Annotated in this window: 20 protein-coding genes; 8 read left to right on the forward strand and 12 right to left on the reverse strand. The window is 47.5% G+C overall.

The window, feature by feature from the left end; translation table 11 throughout:
• The first annotated feature begins 4 nt into the window (after positions 1-4).
• The gene (locus IC230_RS31925; protein WP_191043146.1) at positions 5-1051 is read left to right on the forward strand and encodes an aminopeptidase; all 1047 of its coding nucleotides are present in this window, start codon (positions 5-7) and stop codon (positions 1049-1051) included.
• 30 nt (positions 1052-1081) lie between these two features.
• Positions 1082-1873: a DUF3108 domain-containing protein gene (locus tag IC230_RS31930; RefSeq protein WP_191043147.1), complete on the forward strand. Its 792-nt coding sequence runs from the start codon at positions 1082-1084 to the stop codon at positions 1871-1873.
• 33 nt (positions 1874-1906) lie between these two features.
• On the opposite strand, the gene IC230_RS31935 is transcribed toward IC230_RS31930, so the two are convergent.
• Both IC230_RS31935 and dnaA read right to left on the reverse strand, forming a co-directional pair.
• The gene (locus IC230_RS31935; RefSeq protein ID WP_223860994.1) at positions 1907-2911 is read right to left on the reverse strand and encodes a GNAT family N-acetyltransferase; all 1005 of its coding nucleotides are present in this window, start codon (positions 2909-2911) and stop codon (positions 1907-1909) included.
• A 120-nt stretch (positions 2912-3031) separates the two neighbouring features.
• Positions 3032-4441, reverse strand: a complete 1410-nt coding sequence (dnaA, locus tag IC230_RS31940; RefSeq protein ID WP_191043179.1) for a chromosomal replication initiator protein DnaA — start codon at positions 4439-4441, stop codon at positions 3032-3034.
• Positions 4442-4764: 323 nt separating this feature from the next.
• Here dnaA and IC230_RS31945 point away from each other — a divergent pair, with 323 nt between their 5' ends.
• From IC230_RS31945 to IC230_RS31965, 5 genes are all read left to right on the forward strand, one after another.
• Positions 4765-6084 (forward strand): methylmalonyl-CoA mutase family protein, encoded by a 1320-nt coding sequence (locus tag IC230_RS31945; RefSeq protein WP_191043149.1) that lies wholly within the window; start codon positions 4765-4767, stop codon positions 6082-6084.
• Between the two features lie 14 nt (positions 6085-6098).
• A complete protein-coding gene (scpA, locus tag IC230_RS31950) occupies positions 6099-8249 on the forward strand; it encodes a methylmalonyl-CoA mutase (protein ID WP_191043150.1) in 2151 nt (716 codons plus the stop codon).
• A gap of 72 nt (positions 8250-8321) precedes the next feature.
• A complete protein-coding gene (locus tag IC230_RS31955) occupies positions 8322-8495 on the forward strand; it encodes a hypothetical protein (RefSeq protein ID WP_191043151.1) in 174 nt (57 codons plus the stop codon).
• 38 nt (positions 8496-8533) lie between these two features.
• Positions 8534-8941: a putative toxin-antitoxin system toxin component, PIN family gene (locus tag IC230_RS31960; RefSeq protein ID WP_191043152.1), complete on the forward strand. Its 408-nt coding sequence runs from the start codon at positions 8534-8536 to the stop codon at positions 8939-8941.
• Between the two features lie 200 nt (positions 8942-9141).
• Positions 9142-11373 carry a S41 family peptidase gene (locus IC230_RS31965; protein ID WP_191043153.1) on the forward strand — a complete coding sequence of 744 codons (2232 nt, stop codon included), beginning with the start codon at positions 9142-9144 and terminating at the stop codon, positions 11371-11373.
• Positions 11374-11432: 59 nt separating this feature from the next.
• Here the strand turns inward: IC230_RS31965 and IC230_RS31970 are convergent, their stop codons facing one another.
• Positions 11433-13511 carry a tetratricopeptide repeat protein gene (locus IC230_RS31970; protein ID WP_191043154.1) on the reverse strand — a complete coding sequence of 693 codons (2079 nt, stop codon included), beginning with the start codon at positions 13509-13511 and terminating at the stop codon, positions 11433-11435.
• Between the two features lie 96 nt (positions 13512-13607).
• Here IC230_RS31970 and IC230_RS31975 point away from each other — a divergent pair, with 96 nt between their 5' ends.
• Positions 13608-14489: a DNA/RNA non-specific endonuclease gene (locus tag IC230_RS31975; protein WP_223860995.1), complete on the forward strand. Its 882-nt coding sequence runs from the start codon at positions 13608-13610 to the stop codon at positions 14487-14489.
• 105 nt (positions 14490-14594) lie between these two features.
• Here the strand turns inward: IC230_RS31975 and IC230_RS31980 are convergent, their stop codons facing one another.
• From IC230_RS31980 to IC230_RS32020, 9 genes are all read right to left on the reverse strand, one after another.
• Positions 14595-15683 (reverse strand): fatty acid desaturase family protein, encoded by a 1089-nt coding sequence (locus IC230_RS31980; protein ID WP_191043155.1) that lies wholly within the window; start codon positions 15681-15683, stop codon positions 14595-14597.
• 147 nt (positions 15684-15830) lie between these two features.
• Positions 15831-16727: a phosphogluconate dehydrogenase (NAD(+)-dependent, decarboxylating) gene (gene gnd / locus IC230_RS31985; protein ID WP_191043156.1), complete on the reverse strand. Its 897-nt coding sequence runs from the start codon at positions 16725-16727 to the stop codon at positions 15831-15833.
• A 74-nt stretch (positions 16728-16801) separates the two neighbouring features.
• On the reverse strand, positions 16802-17158 hold the full coding sequence (locus IC230_RS31990) for a VanZ family protein (protein WP_191043157.1): 357 nt from the start codon (positions 17156-17158) through the stop codon (positions 16802-16804).
• An 8-nt stretch (positions 17159-17166) separates the two neighbouring features.
• Positions 17167-17892, reverse strand: coding sequence for a gliding motility-associated ABC transporter permease subunit GldF (gene gldF / locus IC230_RS31995; protein ID WP_191043158.1), 726 nt, complete (start codon positions 17890-17892; stop codon positions 17167-17169).
• Between the two features lie 111 nt (positions 17893-18003).
• Positions 18004-18525: a DUF4199 domain-containing protein gene (locus tag IC230_RS32000; protein WP_191043159.1), complete on the reverse strand. Its 522-nt coding sequence runs from the start codon at positions 18523-18525 to the stop codon at positions 18004-18006.
• Between the two features lie 23 nt (positions 18526-18548).
• Positions 18549-19100 carry a DUF4199 domain-containing protein gene (locus IC230_RS32005; protein ID WP_191043160.1) on the reverse strand — a complete coding sequence of 184 codons (552 nt, stop codon included), beginning with the start codon at positions 19098-19100 and terminating at the stop codon, positions 18549-18551.
• Positions 19097-20410, reverse strand: coding sequence for a dihydroorotase (locus IC230_RS32010; RefSeq protein WP_191043161.1), 1314 nt, complete (start codon positions 20408-20410; stop codon positions 19097-19099). The genes IC230_RS32005 and IC230_RS32010 overlap by 4 nt, the downstream gene beginning before the upstream one ends.
• Before the next feature lie 114 nt (positions 20411-20524).
• The gene (gene gcvH / locus IC230_RS32015; protein ID WP_191043162.1) at positions 20525-20908 is read right to left on the reverse strand and encodes a glycine cleavage system protein GcvH; all 384 of its coding nucleotides are present in this window, start codon (positions 20906-20908) and stop codon (positions 20525-20527) included.
• A 127-nt stretch (positions 20909-21035) separates the two neighbouring features.
• Positions 21036-22094, reverse strand: a complete 1059-nt coding sequence (locus IC230_RS32020) for an aldo/keto reductase (RefSeq protein WP_191043163.1) — start codon at positions 22092-22094, stop codon at positions 21036-21038.
• Between the last annotated feature and the right edge of the window lie 37 nt (positions 22095-22131).

Consider the following 22131-nt stretch of genomic DNA (forward strand, 5'->3'; position numbering starts at 1 on the left):
ACGAATGCTCAAAAAAATTGCTCTTAGTATCGTAGGGGTTCTGGCTGTTCTGATTGTCTGGCAGTGGGAATTAGTGAGTTATGGGCTAATGCAGGCACGGGGACAACTGCGAATCCTGTGGAATACCGAACCGGTAACGGAAGTATTAGCCGATCCGGCCTATCCGGATTCGTTAAAGCGGAAAATAGAATTAATCCAGGAAATCAAGCGTTTTGCCATCGACTCTCTTGGTTTGGATAAATCAGGAAGTTATGAGTCATTTTATGATCAACAGGGCAAGCCGATCTTGTGGGTAATTACGGCAGCCGAGCCGTATCAACTTGTTGGTAAACAGTGGAACTTTCCGATTATTGGTACGTTTTCATACAAAGGTTTTTTTGAAAAAGATTGGGCTGATACGACCGTAGCCGAATTGAAACGCGCCGGTCTGGATACCCGAATGAATGAAGTGTCGGCCTGGTCGACGTTAGGATTTTTAAATGATCCGATTCTGTCCAGTTTTCTGGATCGACCGGAGGGAAGCCTGGCCGAATTGATTATCCACGAACTGACGCACGGTACGTTATTTGTGAAAAACAATCTGGAGTACAATGAAAATTTAGCCGATTTTGTCGGTGAATATGGCGCTCAACGCTTTCTGACGCAGAAGTACGGCAAAACGTCTGTACCCTATCAGAACTATATGTCGACAAAAGCGTTTTATGATCGACATGACGACCACATACTGCGCGGCACCCGAACGCTCGACAGTTTATATCGGACGTTTAAACCTGCCACGCCAGTCGTGGTCAAAGATTCGTTGAAGTGGAATATGATTCGGCAAATTGTTGAATCTGCCGACACCATTCGCAACGAACAGAGTCAGAGTCTCGTACGTTCAATAAAAAAACGACGGTTGAGCAAACTAAACCTACCGAATAATGCGTACTTTATTGGTTATCTTACGTATCGGAAACAGCAAAACCGTTTTCGGGAGGAATTTGACACGAAGTTCGGGAGAAACTTTAAACGCTATCTAACGTATCTTAAACAAACCTATCCATCCTTGTAACCGAAGCCCGATTAATGGGCGGCTGTTCATATGAAAAAGTTATTGATTGGCATCGGTATTCTTTCCGTTCTGAGCACTGGCTTTATGGCTCTGAATGCGTACCGGCGCGTACCCAACAACAGTTTTGGACCAGGTGAGCACCTGGAATATCGGGTGCACTACGGTTTCCTGAACGCAGCCGAAGCCATTGTGGATGTTAGTCCTACACTCTATAAAGTAAACGAGCGCCCCTGTTACCGCGTCAATGTGGATGGACGTACGGTAGGGGCTTTCGACTTGGTTACGCGCGTTCGGGATACGTGGCGCTCCTACATCGATACGTCGGCCATTTTACCGCAGAAGTTTTATACCAATCTTCAGGAAAATAGCTACCGTAAAGAAGAGAATATTACGTTCAACCACGAAACGAATACGGTAAAAGCTGAAGAAAAAACCGAACATGATGTATTCAAAGTGCCTGATAATGTGCACGATCTGATCAGCGGATATTATTTTCTGAGAACCATTGACTTCAATAAGATCAGTGCTGGCCAGGTAATTGAAGTACCTGCCTTTTACGACGATACGGTCTATAACATGAAAGTGCGTTACCGGGGAAAAGACGTTGTAAAAGCCAAACATGGAAAAATCAATGTCATCAAGCTCAACCCTGTTTTGCCGCCGGGAAACAAGCTATTTAAGGAAGAAGAATCCATCCGAATTTTTGTTTCCGACGACACGAATAAAGTACCGGTCAAAGTCGAAGTGGATTTATGGATTGGCTCAATGGTCATGGATCTCAAACAGAACAATGGCCTGAAACAACCACTAAAATTTTTCTAAGAAGGCCAAAACGATACAGCTTTCCAGAGGGCGTCAGGTAGTAACTGGCGCCTTTTTTATTACGTTCCGTATGCGCTGAGCCAATCGTTCAAGTTTAGTCAGCCGACTCCAGTGCATTGTCCAGAACGGCTCCTCAACGGCGCCAAAACTTTGGTAGAAACGCCGTATCGACTGTTTTCCAGGACTTTCAAAATCAAATAGGCATGGTTCTCCTTCCAAGTAGTGACCTCCGGCCTTTTCCCGGATCATTTGATCGATTAGTAGCGTTCGCGCGTTTCCCTTCCGACCAATTTCTGAAGCTGCGTTGAACAAATAAATTACCCGGTTTCCTTCCTGCACAAACAAAGCACCCGCTTCGATACGCCCATCACGAGTAGCATATCGTAGTGTTGCCAAACCGCGTTGATTCAGTTCGTTTGTCAGATTCCGAAGCATTTCATACGCCCAATCAGCGACTCCTCCCGAAATTGTATCGGCGTGGTTTTCGCGAAATAAGTTTAATAACGGGTCAGGATTGGTAGAATCCACTATTACCCAGTTCATTCGCAACGCCCGGCGCAGATTCACTTTGCGATCGTAGGTGTAGTTCTGATAGATACGTTCATAATTGACGGATAAATCCAGCGTGTGTGTTGTCAGGACACGTAACGTATCAAATGATGTCGTATTAGCAGGTTTCTGGGATAAGTTGACTACAGAGCCGTATCGAAACTGCTGATTCATCAACTGGAAAAATGGCCTGCTATCAAGCTCTGGATCGCGGCTGAAAACGGCCAGAAAGTGGCAAAAAAGTGGCTGATGAACAACCCATTCATACGTGATACCAGCAATAGATTTTCGACGTAACGGAATTGGCATAACTGCCTGATAACCGCCCGCTTCATTCATAATGACAAGCCCAACCCATTTCCACCCAGGAGCGGGTAGAACAATGTCTAAATACCAGGAGAAGCCGTATGTGATTCGATGCGGAGAGGCTGTTACGCAGGTATTCCAGGCGTCAGCGTCGATTTGAGGGCGGGGCAAAATTCTCAGCATTTCTGTCATGCTGACGAAGGAGGCCATTTAAGGTAACCAAACTAATTTGCCAGGAAGAAGTATGGCACCGCTTTGGAAATTTAATCCCTTCATCAGTCAGACACAACTAGTCAAAAAGAGCTACTTAAATAGCGCTTTGAGCTTTTCAATAACGTCGCGGGTTTCGGTGCTTTTCGCTACCCGATCACTGATGGTTTGTACGGCGTGAATAACAGTGCTGTGGTCGCGCCCGCCAAAATGATAACCGATAGATTTGAGCGATAAATCCGTCTTTTCTTTGGCTAAGTACATCGCCACCTGACGTGGATACACCAGCTCCTGCTTGCGGCTTTTCGCTTTCAGGTCGGCAATCGTTACGTTAAAAAAGTTCGCAACGGCTTCCTGCACAGAGTCAATCGTAACTTCCCGCTCGGAATCAACTACGATGTTACGTAACGTTTGTTTCGCCAGTTCGAGGTCGATGTCACGCCGATTCAGCGAAGCCTGCGCCATCAGCGACACGATGACACCTTCCAGTTCACGAACATTGGTATTGACACTATGCGCCAGGTATTCAATAACGTTATCGTCAATGTAAATTCCTTCGGCCTGAAGCTTTTTCTGAATGATTGCGATACGTGTTTCAAGATCAGGCGTCTGTAGATCAGCCGACAACCCCCACTTAAACCGCGACAATAACCGGTCTTCCAGCCCATCCAAAGCTCGTGGAGCCCGGTCAGACGTCATAATAATCTGCTTGCCCGACTGATGAAGGTGATTGAAGATATGAAAGAAAATCTCCTGCGTTTTTTCCTTTTTCTGCAAAAACTGCACGTCGTCAATAACCAGTACGTCTACCTGCATGTAAAAGGCTGTAAAGTCGCGAATACCATCGCTACGTACTGCATTCAGAAACTGGTTCGTAAACTTCTCTGACGTTACGTAGAGGACAAATTTGTTATGGTTATTATTCTTGATGTAGTTCCCGATGGCCTGCACTAAATGCGTTTTCCCCAGACCAACCCCTCCGTAAATCATCAGCGGATTAAACGATGTAACGCCCGGTCGCTCGGCTACCGCGTACCCCGCCGAACGTGCTAATCGATTACAGTCACCCTCTACGTAATTATCAAATGTGTAACTCGGGTTCAGGTACGAATCAAGCGTTAGCGAATCCAGATCTTTAAGCTGAAAGGGACTTTTCAGAATGTCGGGGTTGACATTGTCCGGCTTAGCGGTCTGCGGTGTTTTTGTCGTCGGTACGTTTACTGTCAGTGGGCGATTCTGCTCGTTCCCTTTATCAACAATAATGGAGTACTCTAGTTGACCCTGTGGACCAATAGCCGTATCGAGCGCTTTTCGCAGAGCATGAACAAAGTTCTCCTCAAGCCATTCGTAAAAAAATTCGCTTGGTACCTGAATGGTCAATACATTGCCGTTAAGTCGTAACGGCACGATCGGCTCAAACCACGTATTGAAACTTTGTTCGGGCACAACTTCCCGGATGACATTCAGACAGCGATTCCACACCGTCGTTATTTCACGCTGCATGCCTGTCTGAGTGGTTACATTCACGGGGAGAATACATTTTTTGTTACGGATTGGGTCGCGAAAAAGGGAGACAAATGTAGGCAATTTTATGACCAGGCGTCACACGTAGGGTCACGTTTTTTTCACGGAACGAAGCCGGAAAATCAGCCTGTATTTATCAATCGGTAGCTTAAAAATAGTATGCTTTCTACGGAACATCAATCCTATAAAGAAATCCCTTTGAATAATCCAACGTAGTAATCTCTTCAGCGATTGGAAAGGGCTGATGTCCCCGAAAAGAGAAAAAGATTACTTTTACTAACCCGTTCGCATGACCTTTTTCGATGGAGCCACTTTTTAAAAATTCGTTTCCTTCTGCCGACAAAGCCGCTTGGCTAACCCAGGTTCAGAAGGAATTAAAAAATGAATCAGCCTACGAAGGTCTTCGCTGGCAGACGGACGAAGGCTTCCTGGTCGAGCCTTATTACACAGCCGTTGATCTGACTAATTTACCGCTTGAAATCAGTCAACAGGCGCAAAAAGCAGATCCGGGTTGGCTCAACGCACCTAATTATCAGATAACGGATGAAAAAGCAGACAATGTTGTCTTACGTAACGCCCTTACGCAAGGCGCCGAAGCGCTTCTTCTTGACCTGTCAGCATCCAACATAAACATAGTACAATTGCTGAACGGCATTAAACTTAGCGTGACCCCGGTTTTTTTTCGGGTCAATGCCTCGACCGATACCGATCTCGTTACGTTTATAAAGTCTTTACAAACCGTAGCTCCCTACTCGCTCAAAGGTGGTTTACTTATGGACGTGAGTGGCACAACGGCTGAAGTAACTCAGCTAACCGCTGACTCCCCCCAGTTTCGTACGGTTTGCATAAGCGGCCATGCTTTCCATAATGCCGGCGCCACCGCCACGCAGGAGTTAGCGTTTACGCTGGCCTCGCTGGCTGATACGTATGATAAGCTTACGGACAGTGGACTAACGATTGAACAACTCGTTCCTAAAACAATCTTGTCGCTATCGGTCGGCACGAGTTATTTTTTGGAAATCGCCAAACTTCGCGCTTTACGTATTTTGTTACTACGTTTCTTAATCGCTTATAATCCAGCATCCAGCATCAGTACCTCATCATTCAGCATTCATTGCCAGACTTCAACATTTTATGATGCTGCCGTTACGCCTTATACGAACCTGTTACGAGTAACGACTGAAGCGATGGCAGTTATTATTGGCGGATGCGACGTACTGACGGTTCGTCCATACGATGCAGTCGTTGGGGTTCCAGACGAGTTCAGCGAACGTATCGCCCGAAACGTATCGATTTTACTGAAGGATGAAAGTCATTTGGATAAAGTAGCAGATCCATCGGCAGGTTCGTATTATGTTGAAAATCTAACCAATCAGCTCGTCGAAACAGCCTGGTCTTTATTTCTGGAAGTCGAAAAACGAGGTGGTTTAGCCATGGCGGACGAATTTATTCAGTCAGAAATTGAACAAGCGTACCGGGCAAAGGTTGAAGCGGTACGTAACGGAAAAGTGCTGGTAGGCGTAACGAAATTTCGATCAGATGAAACAACGGTTGAAAAGCAGGCTGTTTCATCTGATAACTCCTGGCTTCCCAATCACCGATTAGCGGAGGAATTTGAGTAAGACCACACCCACCTATGAGACCTGATTTTAGTAAACTAACTGAGCAGAGGGCAGAGAACATGGGGCAAAGGGAGGGTTTCCAGTCCTCTACGTCCTTTATCACCGCCGAAGGTATTAAGCTCAGACCGCGCTTTAGCGTAGCTGACGTAGCAAACGCAGATCATCTGGACTATGCGGCCGGGATTCCGCCCTTTCTGCGTGGTCCCTACGCCAGTATGTACGTTCGACAGCCGTGGACAATCCGACAGTATGCGGGCTTCTCGACCGCCGAAGAATCGAATGCGTTTTATCGGCGTAACCTTGCGGCTGGACAGAAAGGTCTATCGGTGGCTTTCGATCTGGCTACGCACCGGGGTTACGACTCTGACCATCCGCGCGTCGTAGGCGATGTGGGTAAAGCGGGCGTAGCGATCGATTCGGTCGAGGATATGAAAATCCTGTTCGACCAGATCCCACTCGATCAGATGTCAGTGTCGATGACGATGAACGGGGCCGTGCTGCCAATTATGGCATTTTTTATTGTAGCCGCTGAAGAACAGGGCGTATCTGCCGAGAAATTATCCGGTACTATTCAGAATGACATTCTGAAAGAGTTTATGGTACGTAACACGTACATCTATCCGCCAGAACCGTCCATGCGCATCGTCGGTGATATTTTTGCGTACACGAGCCAGCACATGCCCAAGTTCAACTCCATTAGCATCAGCGGTTATCACATGCATGAAGCGGGTGCGCCCGCCCACCTTGAATTAGCCTACACGCTGGCCGATGGGCTTGAATACATCCGTACGGGTCTGCGGGCAGCCATGAGTATCGACGATTTTGCCCCACGATTATCATTTTTCTGGGGTATCGGGATGAACCATTTTATGGAGATTGCCAAACTGCGGGCCGGACGACTACTCTGGTCCAAAATCGTTAACCAGTTTGCCCCGAAGAATACGAAATCGCTGGCTCTCCGAACCCACTGCCAGACCTCCGGCTACAGTCTGACCGAACAGGATCCGTTCAACAACGTAGCGCGAACCACCATCGAAGCCCTTGCGGCCATATTGGGCGGCACACAAAGTCTACATACGAATTCGCTGGACGAAGCCATTGCACTGCCCACTGACTTTTCGGCCCGGATTGCCCGCAACACGCAGCTCTATCTGCAACACGAAACGGACGTAACGCGGGCCGTTGACCCCTGGGGCGGTTCGTATTACGTTGAATTTCTGACGAAAGAACTTGCCGAGAAAGCCTGGTCCCTGATTGACGAAGTAGAGCAGCTTGGCGGGATGACCAAAGCCATTGAAACAGGCTTACCCAAGTTACGGATTGAAGAAGCTGCTGCCCGCAAGCAAGCTCGTATCGACGCCGGAAAAGACGTGATCGTTGGCGTCAATCGCTACAAACCCGCTTTTAACACCGAAATTGAGCTACTAACTATTGACAATCAGGCGGTGCGTGAGACGCAGATCGAACGGTTAAACGAAATAAAGGCAATACGGAACAAGGAAAATGTCCAGAAAGCCTTAGCCGATTTGACAGAAGCTGCCATGTCCCCTACCCCCGGTGAAAAGTCTAATCTTCTTGCTCTTGCCATTGAAGCGGCTCGACACCGCGCGACACTTGGTGAAATTTCTGACGCTATGGAAAAAGCATTCGGTCGGCACAAAGCCACAATCCGCGCCATATCTGGCATTTACTCAGCGGAAGTATCCGATGATGAAAATTTCCGGCTTGCTCGTCAGATGAGCGATCAATTTGCCGAGCTTGATGGTCGTAGACCACGAATTCTGGTGGCCAAAATGGGGCAGGACGGCCACGATCGGGGCGCTAAAGTAATTGCCACAAGCTTTGCCGATCTGGGATTCGACGTCGATATGGGGCCGCTCTTTCAAACGCCTGCCGAAGTAGCCCGGCAAGCCGCCGAAAATGATGTGCATATTGTAGGCGTATCAAGTCTGGCAGCCGGTCACAAAACCCTGGTACCGCAACTTATTGAAGAACTGAAAAAAATTGGACGTGGTGACATACTGGTGATAGCCGGTGGAGTCATTCCGGCGAAGGACTATCAATTTCTGTATGACGCGGGCGTGAAAGGTATATTCGGCCCCGGTACAGTGATTTCTATAGCGGCTCAGAAGATTTTAAGCGAGCTGATGGAAGGAGGTATGTAACAACAAAGGAGGTAATAGTAAAGACAATCTGTTTGGCATATATTTGACGCATCAAAACCTATTGTGTATGCTATGCTAACTTCATTGCAACTTGAATTATTAAAAACCTTTTCTCGTCCGATTCCTGAAGAACAGGTATTAGAAATCAAACAGTTGCTGGCTGAATATTTTGCGCGAAAAGTAGACGAGGGGGTTGATACATTATTTGCAGAAAAAGGCTGGGACAGCAACACCGTAGAAAGTTAGCTAACTAATCACGACAGGACTCCCTACCACCACGATTGATGCGCGTTGTTATTGATACCAATTATTTTCTGGCAATCGTACCGAGAGTATCACCTTATCGTCCAGTGTTTGATGCCTATCGAGCCCGTCGATTTGAATTGGCGGTAAGTACCGAAATTTTGAATGAGTATGTCGAAATCTTTGGGCAACGTATGACTCCGCTCATTGCCGATAACTTACTCGAGTTAATCGATAAGCAGACGAATACAGTAAAGACCGAAATTTATTATCATTGGGGAATCATAACTGAAGACTATGACGATAACAAGTTTGTAGATTGTGCAGTGGCAGCAGGAGTTACTTATCTAATCACCAATGACCGCCATTTTGATGTGCTACGTTCAAGAGACTTTCCGCCTGTAACATGTCTGAGCTTAGCTAGTTTTATGTCTGTTCTTTCCAAATGAAATGTATTCGGCCCAGAACGGTGATTTCCATTGCGGCTCAGAAGATTTTAGGCGAACTGATGGAAGACGACGACAAGTAATGTTGTATCCTTAGCCACTCTCCTCATTACGTTAAATTTTCCTAATTCCTGGTTTGAAACGGGTAAACTTCGCTGTCTGCCATTATTTGGTTAGCTATAGCCTTATTCTAGCTGATCGTTATGGCCAAGTTGATTTTATTACTTTGCTTTCTACCCAGTCTATTTCTCTACGCGCAAACCCCCAATTTCGACTTCGAACAACGTACCGCCGATGGTAAACCGACGGGCTGGAACCGGTTTGGGTCTCAACTGGGACCATTCGTTCTCGACTCAACAATCCGTCATAGTGGTCGCTACGCCCTACGTCTGTCAGATAACGTTAAGGGTGCCTTTCAGGCCTCCGACTGGCGAATACCCGTTACGTTTCGGGGGAAGACGATTACGTTAACGGGTTACGTCAAAACGGAACAGACCGGACAGGAACCAGACGCATTTGCTGGACTCTGGTTAAGGATTGATGGAGAAGCCGGGCCGATCGAGTTTGACAACATGCAGAAGCGGGGACTGAGAGGCTCAATCGACTGGAAGGCCTACACCATCACGTTACCCTTACCTGAACAAGCTGTTATGATCCATGTCGGCGGGTTGCTGTCGGGTTCGGGTACGGCCTGGTTTGATGATTTCACCTTGATGGTTGATGGGAAGCCGTTTGATAAAGCACCCGCTAAGGTTGTCAAGTTAGCCAAAGCGGAGATTGATACGGTGTTTAATCAAGGGTCGGGTATCAACCTCACTACGTTAACGGCTCAGCAAATAGAGAACCTGACGCTGCTGGGTAAGATCTGGGGCTTCGTTAAATATTACCATCCGAGTGTGGCCGATGGTAATCACAACATAGACGCTAAATTGTTTCGGATCATGCCCGCCATGCTGAAATCGACATCAATGTCACAACGTAGTGATGCGCTCCTGAAATGGCTAAGTACGTTTGGGCCTATACCATCGAACAGACCTAAACAACCTGATACGAGTAAAGCCGTCCACAAACCCGATCTGGCCTGGCTCACGAACGGTAAACTCCTAAACTCTGCCCTACGGACGCAGCTTGAAGCTATACACCTTGCCCATCGACCAGATAAGCATTTCTACATTGGCATGGCATCACAGGTGGGAAATCCCGAATTTAAACATGAGGTTTCCTACCGCCAAATGCAAACGCCCGACGCGGGTTACCGGCTGCTGGCATTATATCGATTCTGGAACGTTATCCAGTATTTCTTTCCCTACAAACACCTGATTGGCGAAGATTGGAATAACGTACTAACCGAATTTGTCCCAAAATTTGTCTCTGCCAACGACTCCTTATCGTATCGATTAGCCACCCTTGCCCTGATCGGCCGGATTCATGACACACACGCTAACCTGTGGGGCGACCGTATTGTCCGTAATGAATATAAGGGCACGTACTTTGCGCCAGTGCAGGTCAGATTTGTTGAAAATCAATTTGTGGTTACCAATTTCTACAACGACTCGCTGGGTAAAGCGTCCGGTCTGCTACGGGGCGACGTAATCAAATCCATCGACAACGTACCAACTCAGACGCTTATTCAGCAGCGCCGACTGTATTACCCGGCTTCCAATGAACCGACCCGACTACGCGACATCAGCCGGGACCTATTGATGGGTCATGCGAGTACGGCCAAACTAGATATTGACCGCGATGGCAAACCGCTGACATTAACGTTGAAACGCTACAAAGCCGGACAGGCACGATTCAACGAACGTATCGACTACAGTAGCTTTCCGAAAGATAGTTGTTACCAATTATTGCATCCTGACATAGGGTATCTGTTTCTGGGGAATGTAAAAGCCGATAAGCTGCCACCAATTATGCGCCTGTTCAAGGATACAAAAGGATTGGTCATTGACTTACGATGTTACCCATCTGAATTTGTGGTTTTTTCACTGGGCAAATACTTAACGACACCAACACCATTTGTCAAATTTACGGGAGGCAGTATCCAGAATCCTGGTCTATTTACCTGGATCGAATCCTTAAAAGTAGGTCAGCGTGGGGTAGACAATGCCTACAAAGGCAAAGTGATTATACTAGTGAATGAACTCACCCAAAGTCAGGCGGAATATACAACCATGGCGTTTCAACAGGCCCCTGGTGCTGTTGTTTTAGGAAGCACGACCGCAGCTGCTGATGGCAACGTATCGCCTTTTGAACTGCCCGGTGGTCTGCGAACCATGATCAGCGGTATCGGTGTCAACTATCCCGATGGTCGCGAAACACAACGAATTGGCGTAAGTGTCGATATCGAAATGCATCCCACACGGAAAGGAATTCAGGAAGGACGGGATGAACTGCTCGACAAAGCCGTACTGCTCATCCGGGACGGTAAATGACAAAAAAGAAGCCCACTTCGTTTGATGGAAGTGGGCTCTCTATAATTGATAGCAATTGCCTAATACTTATTGATAATCGAATCAGGCAGTACTCTTACGTCGATACCCGTCGCTTTCAGTAGATTGGCCCGGTTGTTTTGCCCATCTACATAGGCCGGATTCACCACCATCGATCGATTGTAGTAATAGGATGCCAATTCCAGCTTCTGTCGATTATTCTGCGTGAGACCTTCATTCTGGTAGATCACTCCTAGGTTATTGTATGCTGGAGCATACGCATTGGCCGCGCGCATGGTCTGTTTGTAGTAATACTTAGCTGAGTCTACGTTCGGCGTAATTTTTTGAAATACGTAGGCCATCGAAAAATAAGCTTCCCCAAAGCTCGGATAAATGCGGGTCGACTCCTGCAAGTGATCGAGTGCCCAGCGACCGTGTTTGTTCGCATGAGCGATATTCGTATCAATTAAAGCCTGCGCTTTTTTGATTTGCTCCGGCGCAGGTTTTGGTTTTAACGCGTTTGTCGCATTGGCAATCGAATCAGCTTTTGCCCGATCTTTCAGCCCTTTTTCAATCCATTCGTTTGCTACGTGTCGCTGTACCTGACAGCTATTGGGCGCGTAAGGCAGAGCTGAATTGAAAAGCACAAAATTATTTTCCCAATCGCGGTTGCGTTCAACGGTCTTGAACGAATACAATCCAGCAACAACAGCCATCAGTCCCAGCAAAGGTGCATATCGCATTAGCAAGGGTCGCGTTTCCAACGATGCAGAGGCCGGTTCGCTGATTTGTTCACTAGCGTTACGTACCAATAGTTTCTGCAAGCCCCAGATCAGGACAAAGCCAAAGCCCATCACAGCGGCATACGTAAATCGTTCGGCAAAAATACCGCCCCGTATCCAGATGAAACCCAGGCCGGGCGCCATCGTTACGAAAAACCAGAACAGGCCAAAACCCCACAGCGTCCGTTTGACGAATCCTTTCCAGGTCAGCCAAAGCAAGCCAACGAACATAACAAAACCAGACCACGTTAACAGATCTCCTTTGCCGCCCGACGGAATAACATTGTAGGAGTAATCATACACCAACGGATGGGGTAAAAATAACAACCGAATGTAGTAGATCAGGAATTTGAACATCGTCGATTTCTGCGTCTTCTCGATGGCATAGGGGTAGTTGGCCCAGTCAACTGGTGGGGTTCCGCTTAGTGTGCCAATCATAACTTTTTTCTGATAGAAGAATAGAGCCGCTACAATCAAAAATGGCCATAAACCCAGTAGAGACTGACCAATGTTTTGACGGGCAAACCAATACTGCATCGCTGGTATGAGAGCCAGACTAACAATAGACGATTCTTTCGACAAAAAAGCGAGATAGAGCGACAGGCAGGCCCAGAGGATCCAGTTCCACTGTTTTGTTTCCAGATAGCGCCAATACGTTAGTAGCATCAGCGAAATAAACAGGAAGCTCAGGATTTCATCGCGTCCCTTAATATTAGCCACAATCTCGGTATGAAGCGGATGAGCCATGAAAACCAGACCAATCAGAAACGCTGTGATCGTTTGAGCGGTCAGCCACTTTTGGAGCAGTACACCAATCACTAAACCCGTCAGACCATACAACCCGGCATTGATCATATGGCTAATATTAGGATTGTCTTTAAAGTACTCCTGTTCCAGTGCGAATGTGATCAACGACAGTGGCCGATAGTAGCCTAAGGAAATATTACTAAAGTGCCAGAATTCGGTACGTAGTAAATCCGGAATACCGGCAATCCCTTTCTTGACGAATAAATTCTGCCCTACGGCCGCAATATCATCGAGCGCATATTGATGCCCGAACGTATTGACATAAAGTAGAAAGCCCAGAATCGCCAGAACCGTCGGTGGCCACCAGACAATAGGACGCCGTTCAATGGGTAGACTCGAGGTGGGCGTCTGAGACTTCGTCGTCAGCGGACGCACGGGCGGACGTGATGTCGTTTCGGTGGGACGGCTTGCGCCAGGCCGCACAGCACCAGTCGTCGGCGTCAATGCAGGCTTGGGTGTTGCCGCCCGCTCACGGGCTGCCCTCTCGTGGGCCGCCCTTTCGTGGGCCGGACGCGGATTTTCGTTACCCGGCAATGGTTTCTTTTTAGCCATAAAAGCAAATAACTCGTCAAGTTCGGTCTTATCTGATTCTCTATATAGTTTTAGTAGAGAATTATTACATTTACAAACGTGTAAAGTTCCGCAAGAATGTCAGCAAAATCAATGCATATGTTCAATCAACTGAAAACAATCCTCTTAGCCATTACGTTAGGCCTCGTCCTGGATGGTTGCCGCACAGTACGTCCACCGTCGCCAATTGTTGTTGCTGCTCCTCTTGATCGTGCCAACAATATGGCTCTTGGCAATCCAAGCAGTGCAGCCATCAGTGATCCAGAAAATTACCTCATCACTCGCCCACAGTATGTACTATCGTATAGCAGGAGTCGGGGCATCGCGAATTGGGTAAGCTGGCGATTGAGTACATCCTGGAAAGGTGACAGTAAGCGCACAAACGATTTTCGGCCTGACCCATTGATCCCAGCAGGCTGGTACGCGGTTCGTACCTCGGATTACACAAACACTGGCTTCGACCGGGGTCATCTCTGCCCTTCCGACGATCGCGATGCTACGCCCGAAGATAATGCGGCTACGTTTATGCTGACGAATATTGTTCCACAAGCGCCACGCCATAATCGCGAAGTTTGGAAAAACCTGGAAGACTACGAACGTCAACTAATGAGTAAAGGAAACGATGTCTACATCATTGCCGGCGCAACAGGCACTGGTGGCACCGGTCAAAATGGGTTTGCTACGTTGCTGGCGGGCGGGAAGTTAACCGTTCCGGCTACGCTCTGGAAAATACTGGTTGTTGTTCCAACAGGTACCGACAATGTGTTTCAGATTACCGCTAACACCCGCGTTATCGCCGTGAATATGCCGAACGCACAAACAACCGCTGATAAACCCTGGCAAGCTTACCTAACCAGTATTGATGCGCTGGAAACACTAACCGGCTATGATTTCTTATCAAACGTACCCGTTGACGTTCAAAGCGTTATTGAAAAGCAGATTGACGGGGGCAATAGTTAGCCATCAGACCAAACGAATTCTCCTGACTCTTTATAATTTGCTTAGCCCGTTATCGGAGACAAGAGAATTGTAAAGAACCAGGAGAATAAAATTTGCTTACTTATATTAGGCTGCCATAGGCGTAGCTATTTCAGGCTGTAGTAATACCGTAGTCTGAAGCGGAATGCGTTGGGTGCGTCGACGTAATAGGGCAATGGCTTCTTCATCACTAGCGAACGCTCCATTTACATTAACCATGTGCCGGGCCAGTACGTCGTACCGACCGCGCATCAACAGGAAGAAAATCTGCAGAAAATCTAATCCGTCGAAAATAACAGCCTGGTTCTGTGCGTATTTATCGATTGTTTTCTGAAAAAATGTTGGATGCTCTGTCCAGTGCATGGCAGGCCGGATATGGTGACTAATGTGATATCCATCGTTCCAGCACTTTTTGTTGTACTTCACATTAATGCACGTAATGCTGTTTTTATAAGCGTTACCCGGATCTTCAAAATCAACAAATGAGTGCTGAGTCCAGTTACCCACCATAGCGATCAGACGGTAAATAACGAGCGGCAATAAGAAAACCAGTACTACAGCGGGCCAGCTCACAAAGCACAACGCGACGCAGACGATACCAAATACAATTTCCCCTTTCAAAGCGCGGGTAGCTAGTTTTGGGCGGTTTTTACGACGTAAATAATTCAACAAATTCCGTACACCAACTACAAAGAAACGACCGAAGTACGCTAAAAAGCTCCGAAAGCTATCGCGCTGGAACGTCATCGTACTGCTGTCGTCATCTTCAAGGTTATTTTCGGGATGGTGCATGCCAATGTGATGGCTATAATACGTTTCCGGCGTATGACCGAAGAATGGTGCTAATACCCAAGGCAGGTAATTATTCATCCCATCGTATTCCGATTTGAAAAACTGCCGGTGACTTGTGCAATGCAGCATCAACCCGAATGGTCCTTTAAACACGAAATTGCTCACATAAAAATGGACGGCGGCCACTGTCCACCACATCCAGCCCGTTACGAACGGCATAAACAACAAGACACTTAGCGGAATCAGGATAAACGTAATGCGAAGGGTCAAATAGATGAAAGGGAGATCGCGTTCATCTTTGATATACTGGAGGAAAAAGCGATCAAGTCGGCTATACTCGCGGGGTGTGAATGTAGGGTCCTGGATTGTGCTAAGTACCTTCATGTAAATTTTACAGTGATTTGAAAAGGTTATAAAAAAAGGTTCGGACAGTTTCAATTGCGCGATGACAATCGAAACTGTCCGAACCTTCCTACAATGCTAACGAAAAAAATGGAATTAGATTGAACAAAACTCCATTACAACAGAATTTTATTTTTTCTCAACGGCATGACCACCAAACTCATTCCGTAATGCAGCGACTACTTTTCCCGTAAACGTATCGTCCTGTAAGGAGCGGTACCGCATAATCAGAGAGAGCGCAATGACGGGGGTTGGTACGCCTAGATCGAGGGCTGTTTCGAGCGTCCATTTGCCTTCACCAGACGAGAACATTTTTCCTTTGATCGACTCCAGTTTAGCGTCTTTGCTAAACGCGTCTTCAGTTAGCTCCATCAGCCAGCTTCGAATAACCGAACCGTGATTCCACATTTTGGCAACGGCTTCGAAGTCCAGATCGAACTGACTCTTTTGCAATACTTCAAACCCCTCTGCAATGGACTGCATCATACCATATTCGATGCCGTTGTGAACCATTTTGGTAAAATGTCCACTACCAGCAGCGCCTGTATACAAATACCCGTCTTTTACTGAAATGTCCTGAAAGACACCATTCAACGGTTCAATAACGTCAGGATCGCCCCCTACCATCGTACAGGCGCCACTTAGGGCGCCACTGATGCCTCCACTAGTGCCACAATCCAGGAAACCAATGCCTTTTTCTTTCAGATAAGTATGGCGTCGGATCGAGTCTTTGTAATGCGAGTTACCGCCGTCGATCACTACGTCACCCGGCTGCATAAAGGCTAACAATTGCTCGATTACATTATCGACTAACGGCCCGGCTGGAATCATCAGCCACAATACGCGCTTTTCGGGTAAATTCTTGTACAGATCTTCTAAGCTATTAACTCCTTGTGCGCCCTCCGTCCTAACTTCCGCAACTAACGTTTCGTTAATATCGTAGCCAACCACTGTATGGCCATGATCCATTAAATTTTTAACGAGGTTGAACCCCATCTTTCCCAGACCAATAAATCCAATGTGCATAATGATCAATGATTTAAGGAGTCAAATTGGTAATTTTTCCCAGTATGTCTCCTCGCGTGGTCGATAAAATATGATTAAAAATTCCGATGCGGAAACAAACGATACCAAGCCAACGCCAGGGCTGCTCCCACCACTGTTCCAACACAGTCGGCAAAAAGGTCGATCCAGTCACCAGTACGGTTGACGGGTAACGCGTATTGTAGTAACTCAATGAGTCCTCCAAAAAGAAACCCAGCAATAAGCACACTGTTTAACCGAAACCCAGATAATATCCATAAGAGAGAAAAAGGGGCGAATATGACGACATGCATGAGCTTATCATTAATGTCTGTTACCGGTCCTGGCAGTTGAGGCAGGGGTGTCAGGCAACCAATCAGCATAACAATCGTCCAGATGATAGCCAGACCACGTAGTATAATAGAATACTTCATTCGAGTTCTTATTTCGTCAGAGTAAGTCTCTGAACCGTAAGCAGCAGAAAAAAAACGAGTAGGCTAAGGAGATAAATAACGTTACGTGAGTCAATCACTCCCCGACCGAGCGCCCGGTACTGCTCATCCAGAGCAAACGAAGCTAAGTAATACGATACACTGCTCAAAACCGATAGGCCTGCCAGTGCACTTAGGCCAACGTAAAACAAAAAGCAGAAAAAGACGCCCAGTACAAAAGCTACGACCTGATTATCATTGAGCGAGGAAGCCCATAAGCCAATCGCCACAAAAACACCCGCCAGCAAGACCAGACCGATGTATGAGCCAAACACGCTCGCCGAGTCAATATTGCCGGTAGGCGAACCGAGTTGGTACAACGTTACGTAGTAAATTAATGTTGGCAGGAGTGTCAGGATAACCAGTAACCAGCTCGCCAGAAATTTTCCGCCTACTACCCCCCACCGGCTGACGGGCTTGGTTAACAACCATTCGAGCGTGCCCGTTCGCACTTCATCAGCAATGGAGCGCATCGTAACGGCGGGCACCAGAAATAACATGACATAGGGCGTCAGATTAAAAAACGTACCCATATCAGCATACCCGTTTTCGAGTAGGCTTGTATCAGGAAACACCCAAAGCATCAAGCCAATAGCGGTCAGAAACACGCCCATAATAATATAGGCAATGGGCGACGAGAAAAACTGATTGATCTCTTTACGAAAGATGGCCAGCACAGGAAGTGGTTGCAGTTTACTATTTATTTCCGTGGTGTGTAGTCAGCTGTCGTCAAAATTACTTTCGTCGGGACGAACATGATCAACTAACGACAAACACCAGAAACTTTCTTACTCAAACGGATTGGACTTGTTCCGGCGTATGAATGCCGCAATAATTAACGAAAGCAGAAGGCCCATAATGATCGTACCAAACACCCCGGCAATGAACGTAAACCCAGGCGATTGAAACTTTTGGGAGATTTCCATGGCCTGGTCAATCTGTTCGTCCGATAATTTCCCTTGCTCCTCCAGCTTTTCACGAGCCTGCTCAAACGCTCGTTGCTGAACGGTAGGATCAATCACAACATTGTAAAACGTATTGAAGGCCGATGAAATCAATCCAGCTACGGCCGACAAAAGTGCACCTACACTTATTCCCTCACCGTAACTCATGTATCCCTCATTCAATGATCGGAAATCGCGCATTGCCAGCACCAAACAACCAATCATTACGACAGCCGTTACGACACTGGCCAGTGGATTAGAAGCCTGATCAGTCAAGTACATGACCAGGGTAATTATCAATAGTCCAAGACCGAGAATAGCTCCCCATTTCAGGGCAGTGCGGGCAGTAGACGGTTTTTGGTTCATCGCTCTAAATCGGGTGGGTTACGTTATTGCAAAACACTATAATCCTGTTTGCGGAAAATAAGGGAAATAATCAGCACAGGCAATACGGCCAGCGCAGTCTTTTTGGTCAGTTCGTCGGGCAGCAGAATGGAGGGCTGCATCGCCAGCACTTTGTTCCATTGCTCAGCAAACGTTTCGGGGCCAAACTGATCGGTGATTTGCTTTTTTCCATCCAGCAGAAGTTTCTTGGAATTCGTTACGTATTCCGTGAAAACACCCGGATCAATCTGCGTGACGAAAAAATAAATAAGCCATCCGGTCACTAAAGCTGCGATGGTATTCAGCACGTAACCAATCGTTAATCCTTCCCATAAATGCAGCCGTCCGTGACCGACATACTTCCGGTAGTACCAAACGGTCCCGATCATTACGATGATATGAATACCATAGTCAAGCACACGAATATTTCCCAGCGCTGGTATGCCTAAGAAATACAAACCTAGAAAATACAGGAAACATAACACCCCCGTTAGTAGACCGGCCAGAAGCGGAAACTTCAACAAGGGATGAGAAAAATACTCAAGGATACGCTTCATAGAGCTGAATTAAATTGTCCGTGATGGACGGTTCCGATCACACGACCGGTAAGGGTCTGACCCAGAAATGGTGAATTTTTTGACTTAGAGCGTGTTCGCTCGTACAGCCATGTGCCAGCGGGATCAAAAAGAGTTAGGCACGCAGGTTTCCCCTCGGCAATCAGCGCGGCAGGCAGTCGCAGAATCTGTCGGGGATTACGGGTGAGTTTCTGGATGAGCTGCGCTAATGGGAGCTCCCGATTATAGGTAATAGCGGCAGCAAATACCGTTTCCAGGCCAATCATGCCAAACTCTGCCTGATCGAATTCCAGATTTTTACTTTCGGCATCCTGCGGCATATGATCCGACACAATGGCGTCGATCGTGTCATCGGCCAGACCCGCCCATAGAGCCGCTACGTCGTCTGGAGACCGGAACGGTGGACTGACTTTCAGATTCGTATCAAAGCTGGCCAACGCTGAATCATCAAAAACCAGTTGATGCGCTGCTACGTCACAACTAACGGGCATACCCTGCTTTTTCGCCTGCCGGATCAGTTCAACCGACCGCGCTGACGAGATGGTAGAGAAGTGAAGAGCAGAGGGTAGTATGACCTCTCCACCCGATGCCCCATGCCCCATGCCCTCTGCCCCTATTACATACTCAAGCAGCCGCAAATCGCGCTCGACAATCAGTTCCTCGGCTAAAGCAGGTATGCCTTTTAGTCCTAACAACGTACTCTGGACACCCTCGTGCATCTGACCAAAACGTGTCAGCAAGGCTTCTTCGGGCCGGTTCATAAGCAACCCGTTGATGGGCTGCAGGTACTGTAAGGTTTTGAGTAATAAATCAGGATTCTGAAGAGGATGCGTACCATCGGAAAACGCAACGGCCCCCGCATGGTGCAGATCAAGCATTTCCGTAAAATCCTCACCCTCCCCTTTCTTCGTGACGGCAGCGATGACGTGAACACTCACGGGCTGCCCTTCGGCCATCCGCCGAACGTAACCCAGTGTACCTTTGGCGTCTACAACCGGCTGCGTATTGGGTAGTACGGCAATGTCCGTGAAACCACCCGCTGCTGCTGCCAGACAAACACTGGTCAACTCTTCTTTATGTTCATAGCCTGGGTCCTGAGCCGATACGCGCAAGTCTACCCAACCCGGTGATACGTGCAGATTATCAGCTTCAATCTCACGAACACGATCGCTCACGTCCAGATTAATACCGATTTGGCTGATGAGCCCATTGTCGACCAGAATATCAACGATCTGTCCATCAAACGACGAAGCAGTATCAACAACACGAGCAGAACGGATAAGAGTTTTCATAAATAACATCCCTCAACTTTTGGCAGGCGAAAGGACGAGGACGTCGGCTATTGCCGAACAATAATTCTAAAAAAAAGGCCCCTCTCGGAGCCTTGTATTAAAAAAATGAATGAATCAGGCACCTACCAATTCCTGGTATGCATCAGCCGTTAGCAATCCTTCCTTTTGCGACTCATCGGCGGGTTTCAGTCGTATGATCCAGCCTTCGCCATACGGATCGCTATTCAGCAATTCGGGGCTTTTTTCAATGACTGGATTGAGTTCCAGAATTTCGCCTTCGATCGGCAAAAACAGATCCGATACGGTTTTGACGGCTTCAACGGCGCCGAACACATCGCCTTTCGCCAGCGACTGACCAACGGTCGTCACGTCGATGTAAATAATATCGCCCAATTCGTGCTGAGCAAATTCAGTAATGCCAATCACGGCTGTACCATCGTCTTCTATCCGAATCCACTCGTGATCCTCTGTATAGCTCAGTTCTGCGGGAAAATTCATTCTAGGGGTCGTTTATGATGGTCACAAAAATACGGCACATCAGGCCGTTTTGCAAACGGTATCGAGATCGATCATTCGTTACGTTAGAAAGCGAGTCCTTACGACTCTCCAACGTAGTGACGGGTAATCACTTGGTTGCGGCCGACTGACCCGGATTAAAATTATATGCACCAAACCGATCACCACTCTGCCGCTCAATCATCCATTGCGGATACGGCTTAGCTGTAGCGCTTACCTCATCCAGTTTTTTTAGCTGATCCGTTGTCAGGCTCAGATCGGCAGCGCTGATATTGTCCAGCAGTTGTTCGGTATTTTTAGCACCAATGATTACGCTGGTTATACCTGGCTTGGCGAGTACCCAAGCTAGTGCAATTCGGGCTACGGATACGCTGTGAGCGTCAGCAATGGGCTGCATCGCTTCGATGATGTCATAAGCTCTTTCCTGATTGACGGGTGGAAAATCGAAATTCATCCGACGCGAATCATCCGCAGGTTTATTATCCCGTGTGTATTTTCCCGACAGAAAACCGCCAGCCAGTGGACTCCATGGCAGAATCGCCATCTGCTGATCCTGCACCATCGGCACGATTTCGTTTTCGAGATCGCGCCCAGCAATAGAGTAGTAGTTCTGGGTCGATATGAATTTGGTCCAGCCGTTTTTCTCAGCTATGCCATTGGCTTTCATAATCTGCCAGGCTGCTAAGTTCGAACAGCCGATGTAACGTACTTTCCCGCTTCGCACTACGTCCTCCAGACCGCGCATGGTTTCTTCCAGAGGAGTGATCGGGTCAAATCCGTGAATCTGATACAAATCGACGTGATCCAGTTGCAGACGCTTCAGGCTACCTTCGAGTTGCTGCATAATCTGGAGCCGACCCAACCCTACCTGGTTTTTGCCTTCGCCCATACGGCCACGGACTTTCGTAGCAATCACAAGCTCATCGCGCGATAGCCCGAGCGACTTGATTGACTCGCCCAGTAGCTTTTCCGATTCACCAAACGAATAAACATTCGCGGTATCGATAAAATTGATACCATGATCGATGGCTGTTTTAACGATGTCGTTAACCTCGTTCTGTGGTAACTCGCCGATGGCTTTCCAATGGCCGCTACCGCCAAACGTCATGGTGCCCAGGCAAATTTCGGAGACCAATACACCAGTATTCCCGAGTGGGTGATACTTCATAATCTGACTAATTAGGTTTCAGATTAATTAACTGGTT

This window comes from Spirosoma validum (assembly GCF_014699035.1).
In the GTDB taxonomy this organism is placed as follows: Bacteria; Bacteroidota; Bacteroidia; order Cytophagales; family Spirosomataceae; genus Spirosoma; species Spirosoma validum.

Bases quoted from the DNA above. Each gene is read 5' to 3' on its own strand.
- IC230_RS31990 (WP_191043157.1), bottom strand. From the start codon at position 17,158: ATGAAGTATTCTATTATACTACGTGGTCTGGCTATCATCTGGACGATT.
- IC230_RS31930 (WP_191043147.1), top strand. From the start codon at position 1,082: ATGAAAAAGTTATTGATTGGCATCGGTATTCTTTCCGTTCTGAGCACT.
- IC230_RS31945 (WP_191043149.1), top strand. From the start codon at position 4,765: ATGGAGCCACTTTTTAAAAATTCGTTTCCTTCTGCCGACAAAGCCGCT.
- gnd (WP_191043156.1), bottom strand. From the start codon at position 16,727: ATGCACATTGGATTTATTGGTCTGGGAAAGATGGGGTTCAACCTCGTT.
- IC230_RS32005 (WP_191043160.1), bottom strand. From the start codon at position 19,100: ATGAAGCGTATCCTTGAGTATTTTTCTCATCCCTTGTTGAAGTTTCCG.
- IC230_RS32000 (WP_191043159.1), bottom strand. From the start codon at position 18,525: ATGAACCAAAAACCGTCTACTGCCCGCACTGCCCTGAAATGGGGAGCT.
- IC230_RS31925 (WP_191043146.1), top strand. From the start codon at position 5: ATGCTCAAAAAAATTGCTCTTAGTATCGTAGGGGTTCTGGCTGTTCTG.
- IC230_RS31955 (WP_191043151.1), top strand. From the start codon at position 8,322: ATGCTAACTTCATTGCAACTTGAATTATTAAAAACCTTTTCTCGTCCG.
- IC230_RS31935 (WP_223860994.1), bottom strand. From the start codon at position 2,911: ATGCTGAGAATTTTGCCCCGCCCTCAAATCGACGCTGACGCCTGGAAT.
- gcvH (WP_191043162.1), bottom strand. From the start codon at position 20,908: ATGAATTTTCCCGCAGAACTGAGCTATACAGAGGATCACGAGTGGATT.
- IC230_RS31965 (WP_191043153.1), top strand. From the start codon at position 9,142: ATGGCCAAGTTGATTTTATTACTTTGCTTTCTACCCAGTCTATTTCTC.
- IC230_RS31970 (WP_191043154.1), bottom strand. From the start codon at position 13,511: ATGGCTAAAAAGAAACCATTGCCGGGTAACGAAAATCCGCGTCCGGCC.
- IC230_RS31980 (WP_191043155.1), bottom strand. From the start codon at position 15,683: ATGAAGGTACTTAGCACAATCCAGGACCCTACATTCACACCCCGCGAG.
- IC230_RS31975 (WP_223860995.1), top strand. From the start codon at position 13,608: ATGTCAGCAAAATCAATGCATATGTTCAATCAACTGAAAACAATCCTC.
- IC230_RS31960 (WP_191043152.1), top strand. From the start codon at position 8,534: ATGCGCGTTGTTATTGATACCAATTATTTTCTGGCAATCGTACCGAGA.
- IC230_RS32020 (WP_191043163.1), bottom strand. From the start codon at position 22,094: ATGAAGTATCACCCACTCGGGAATACTGGTGTATTGGTCTCCGAAATT.
- dnaA (WP_191043179.1), bottom strand. From the start codon at position 4,441: ATGCAGCGTGAAATAACGACGGTGTGGAATCGCTGTCTGAATGTCATC.
- IC230_RS32010 (WP_191043161.1), bottom strand. From the start codon at position 20,410: ATGAAAACTCTTATCCGTTCTGCTCGTGTTGTTGATACTGCTTCGTCG.
- scpA (WP_191043150.1), top strand. From the start codon at position 6,099: ATGAGACCTGATTTTAGTAAACTAACTGAGCAGAGGGCAGAGAACATG.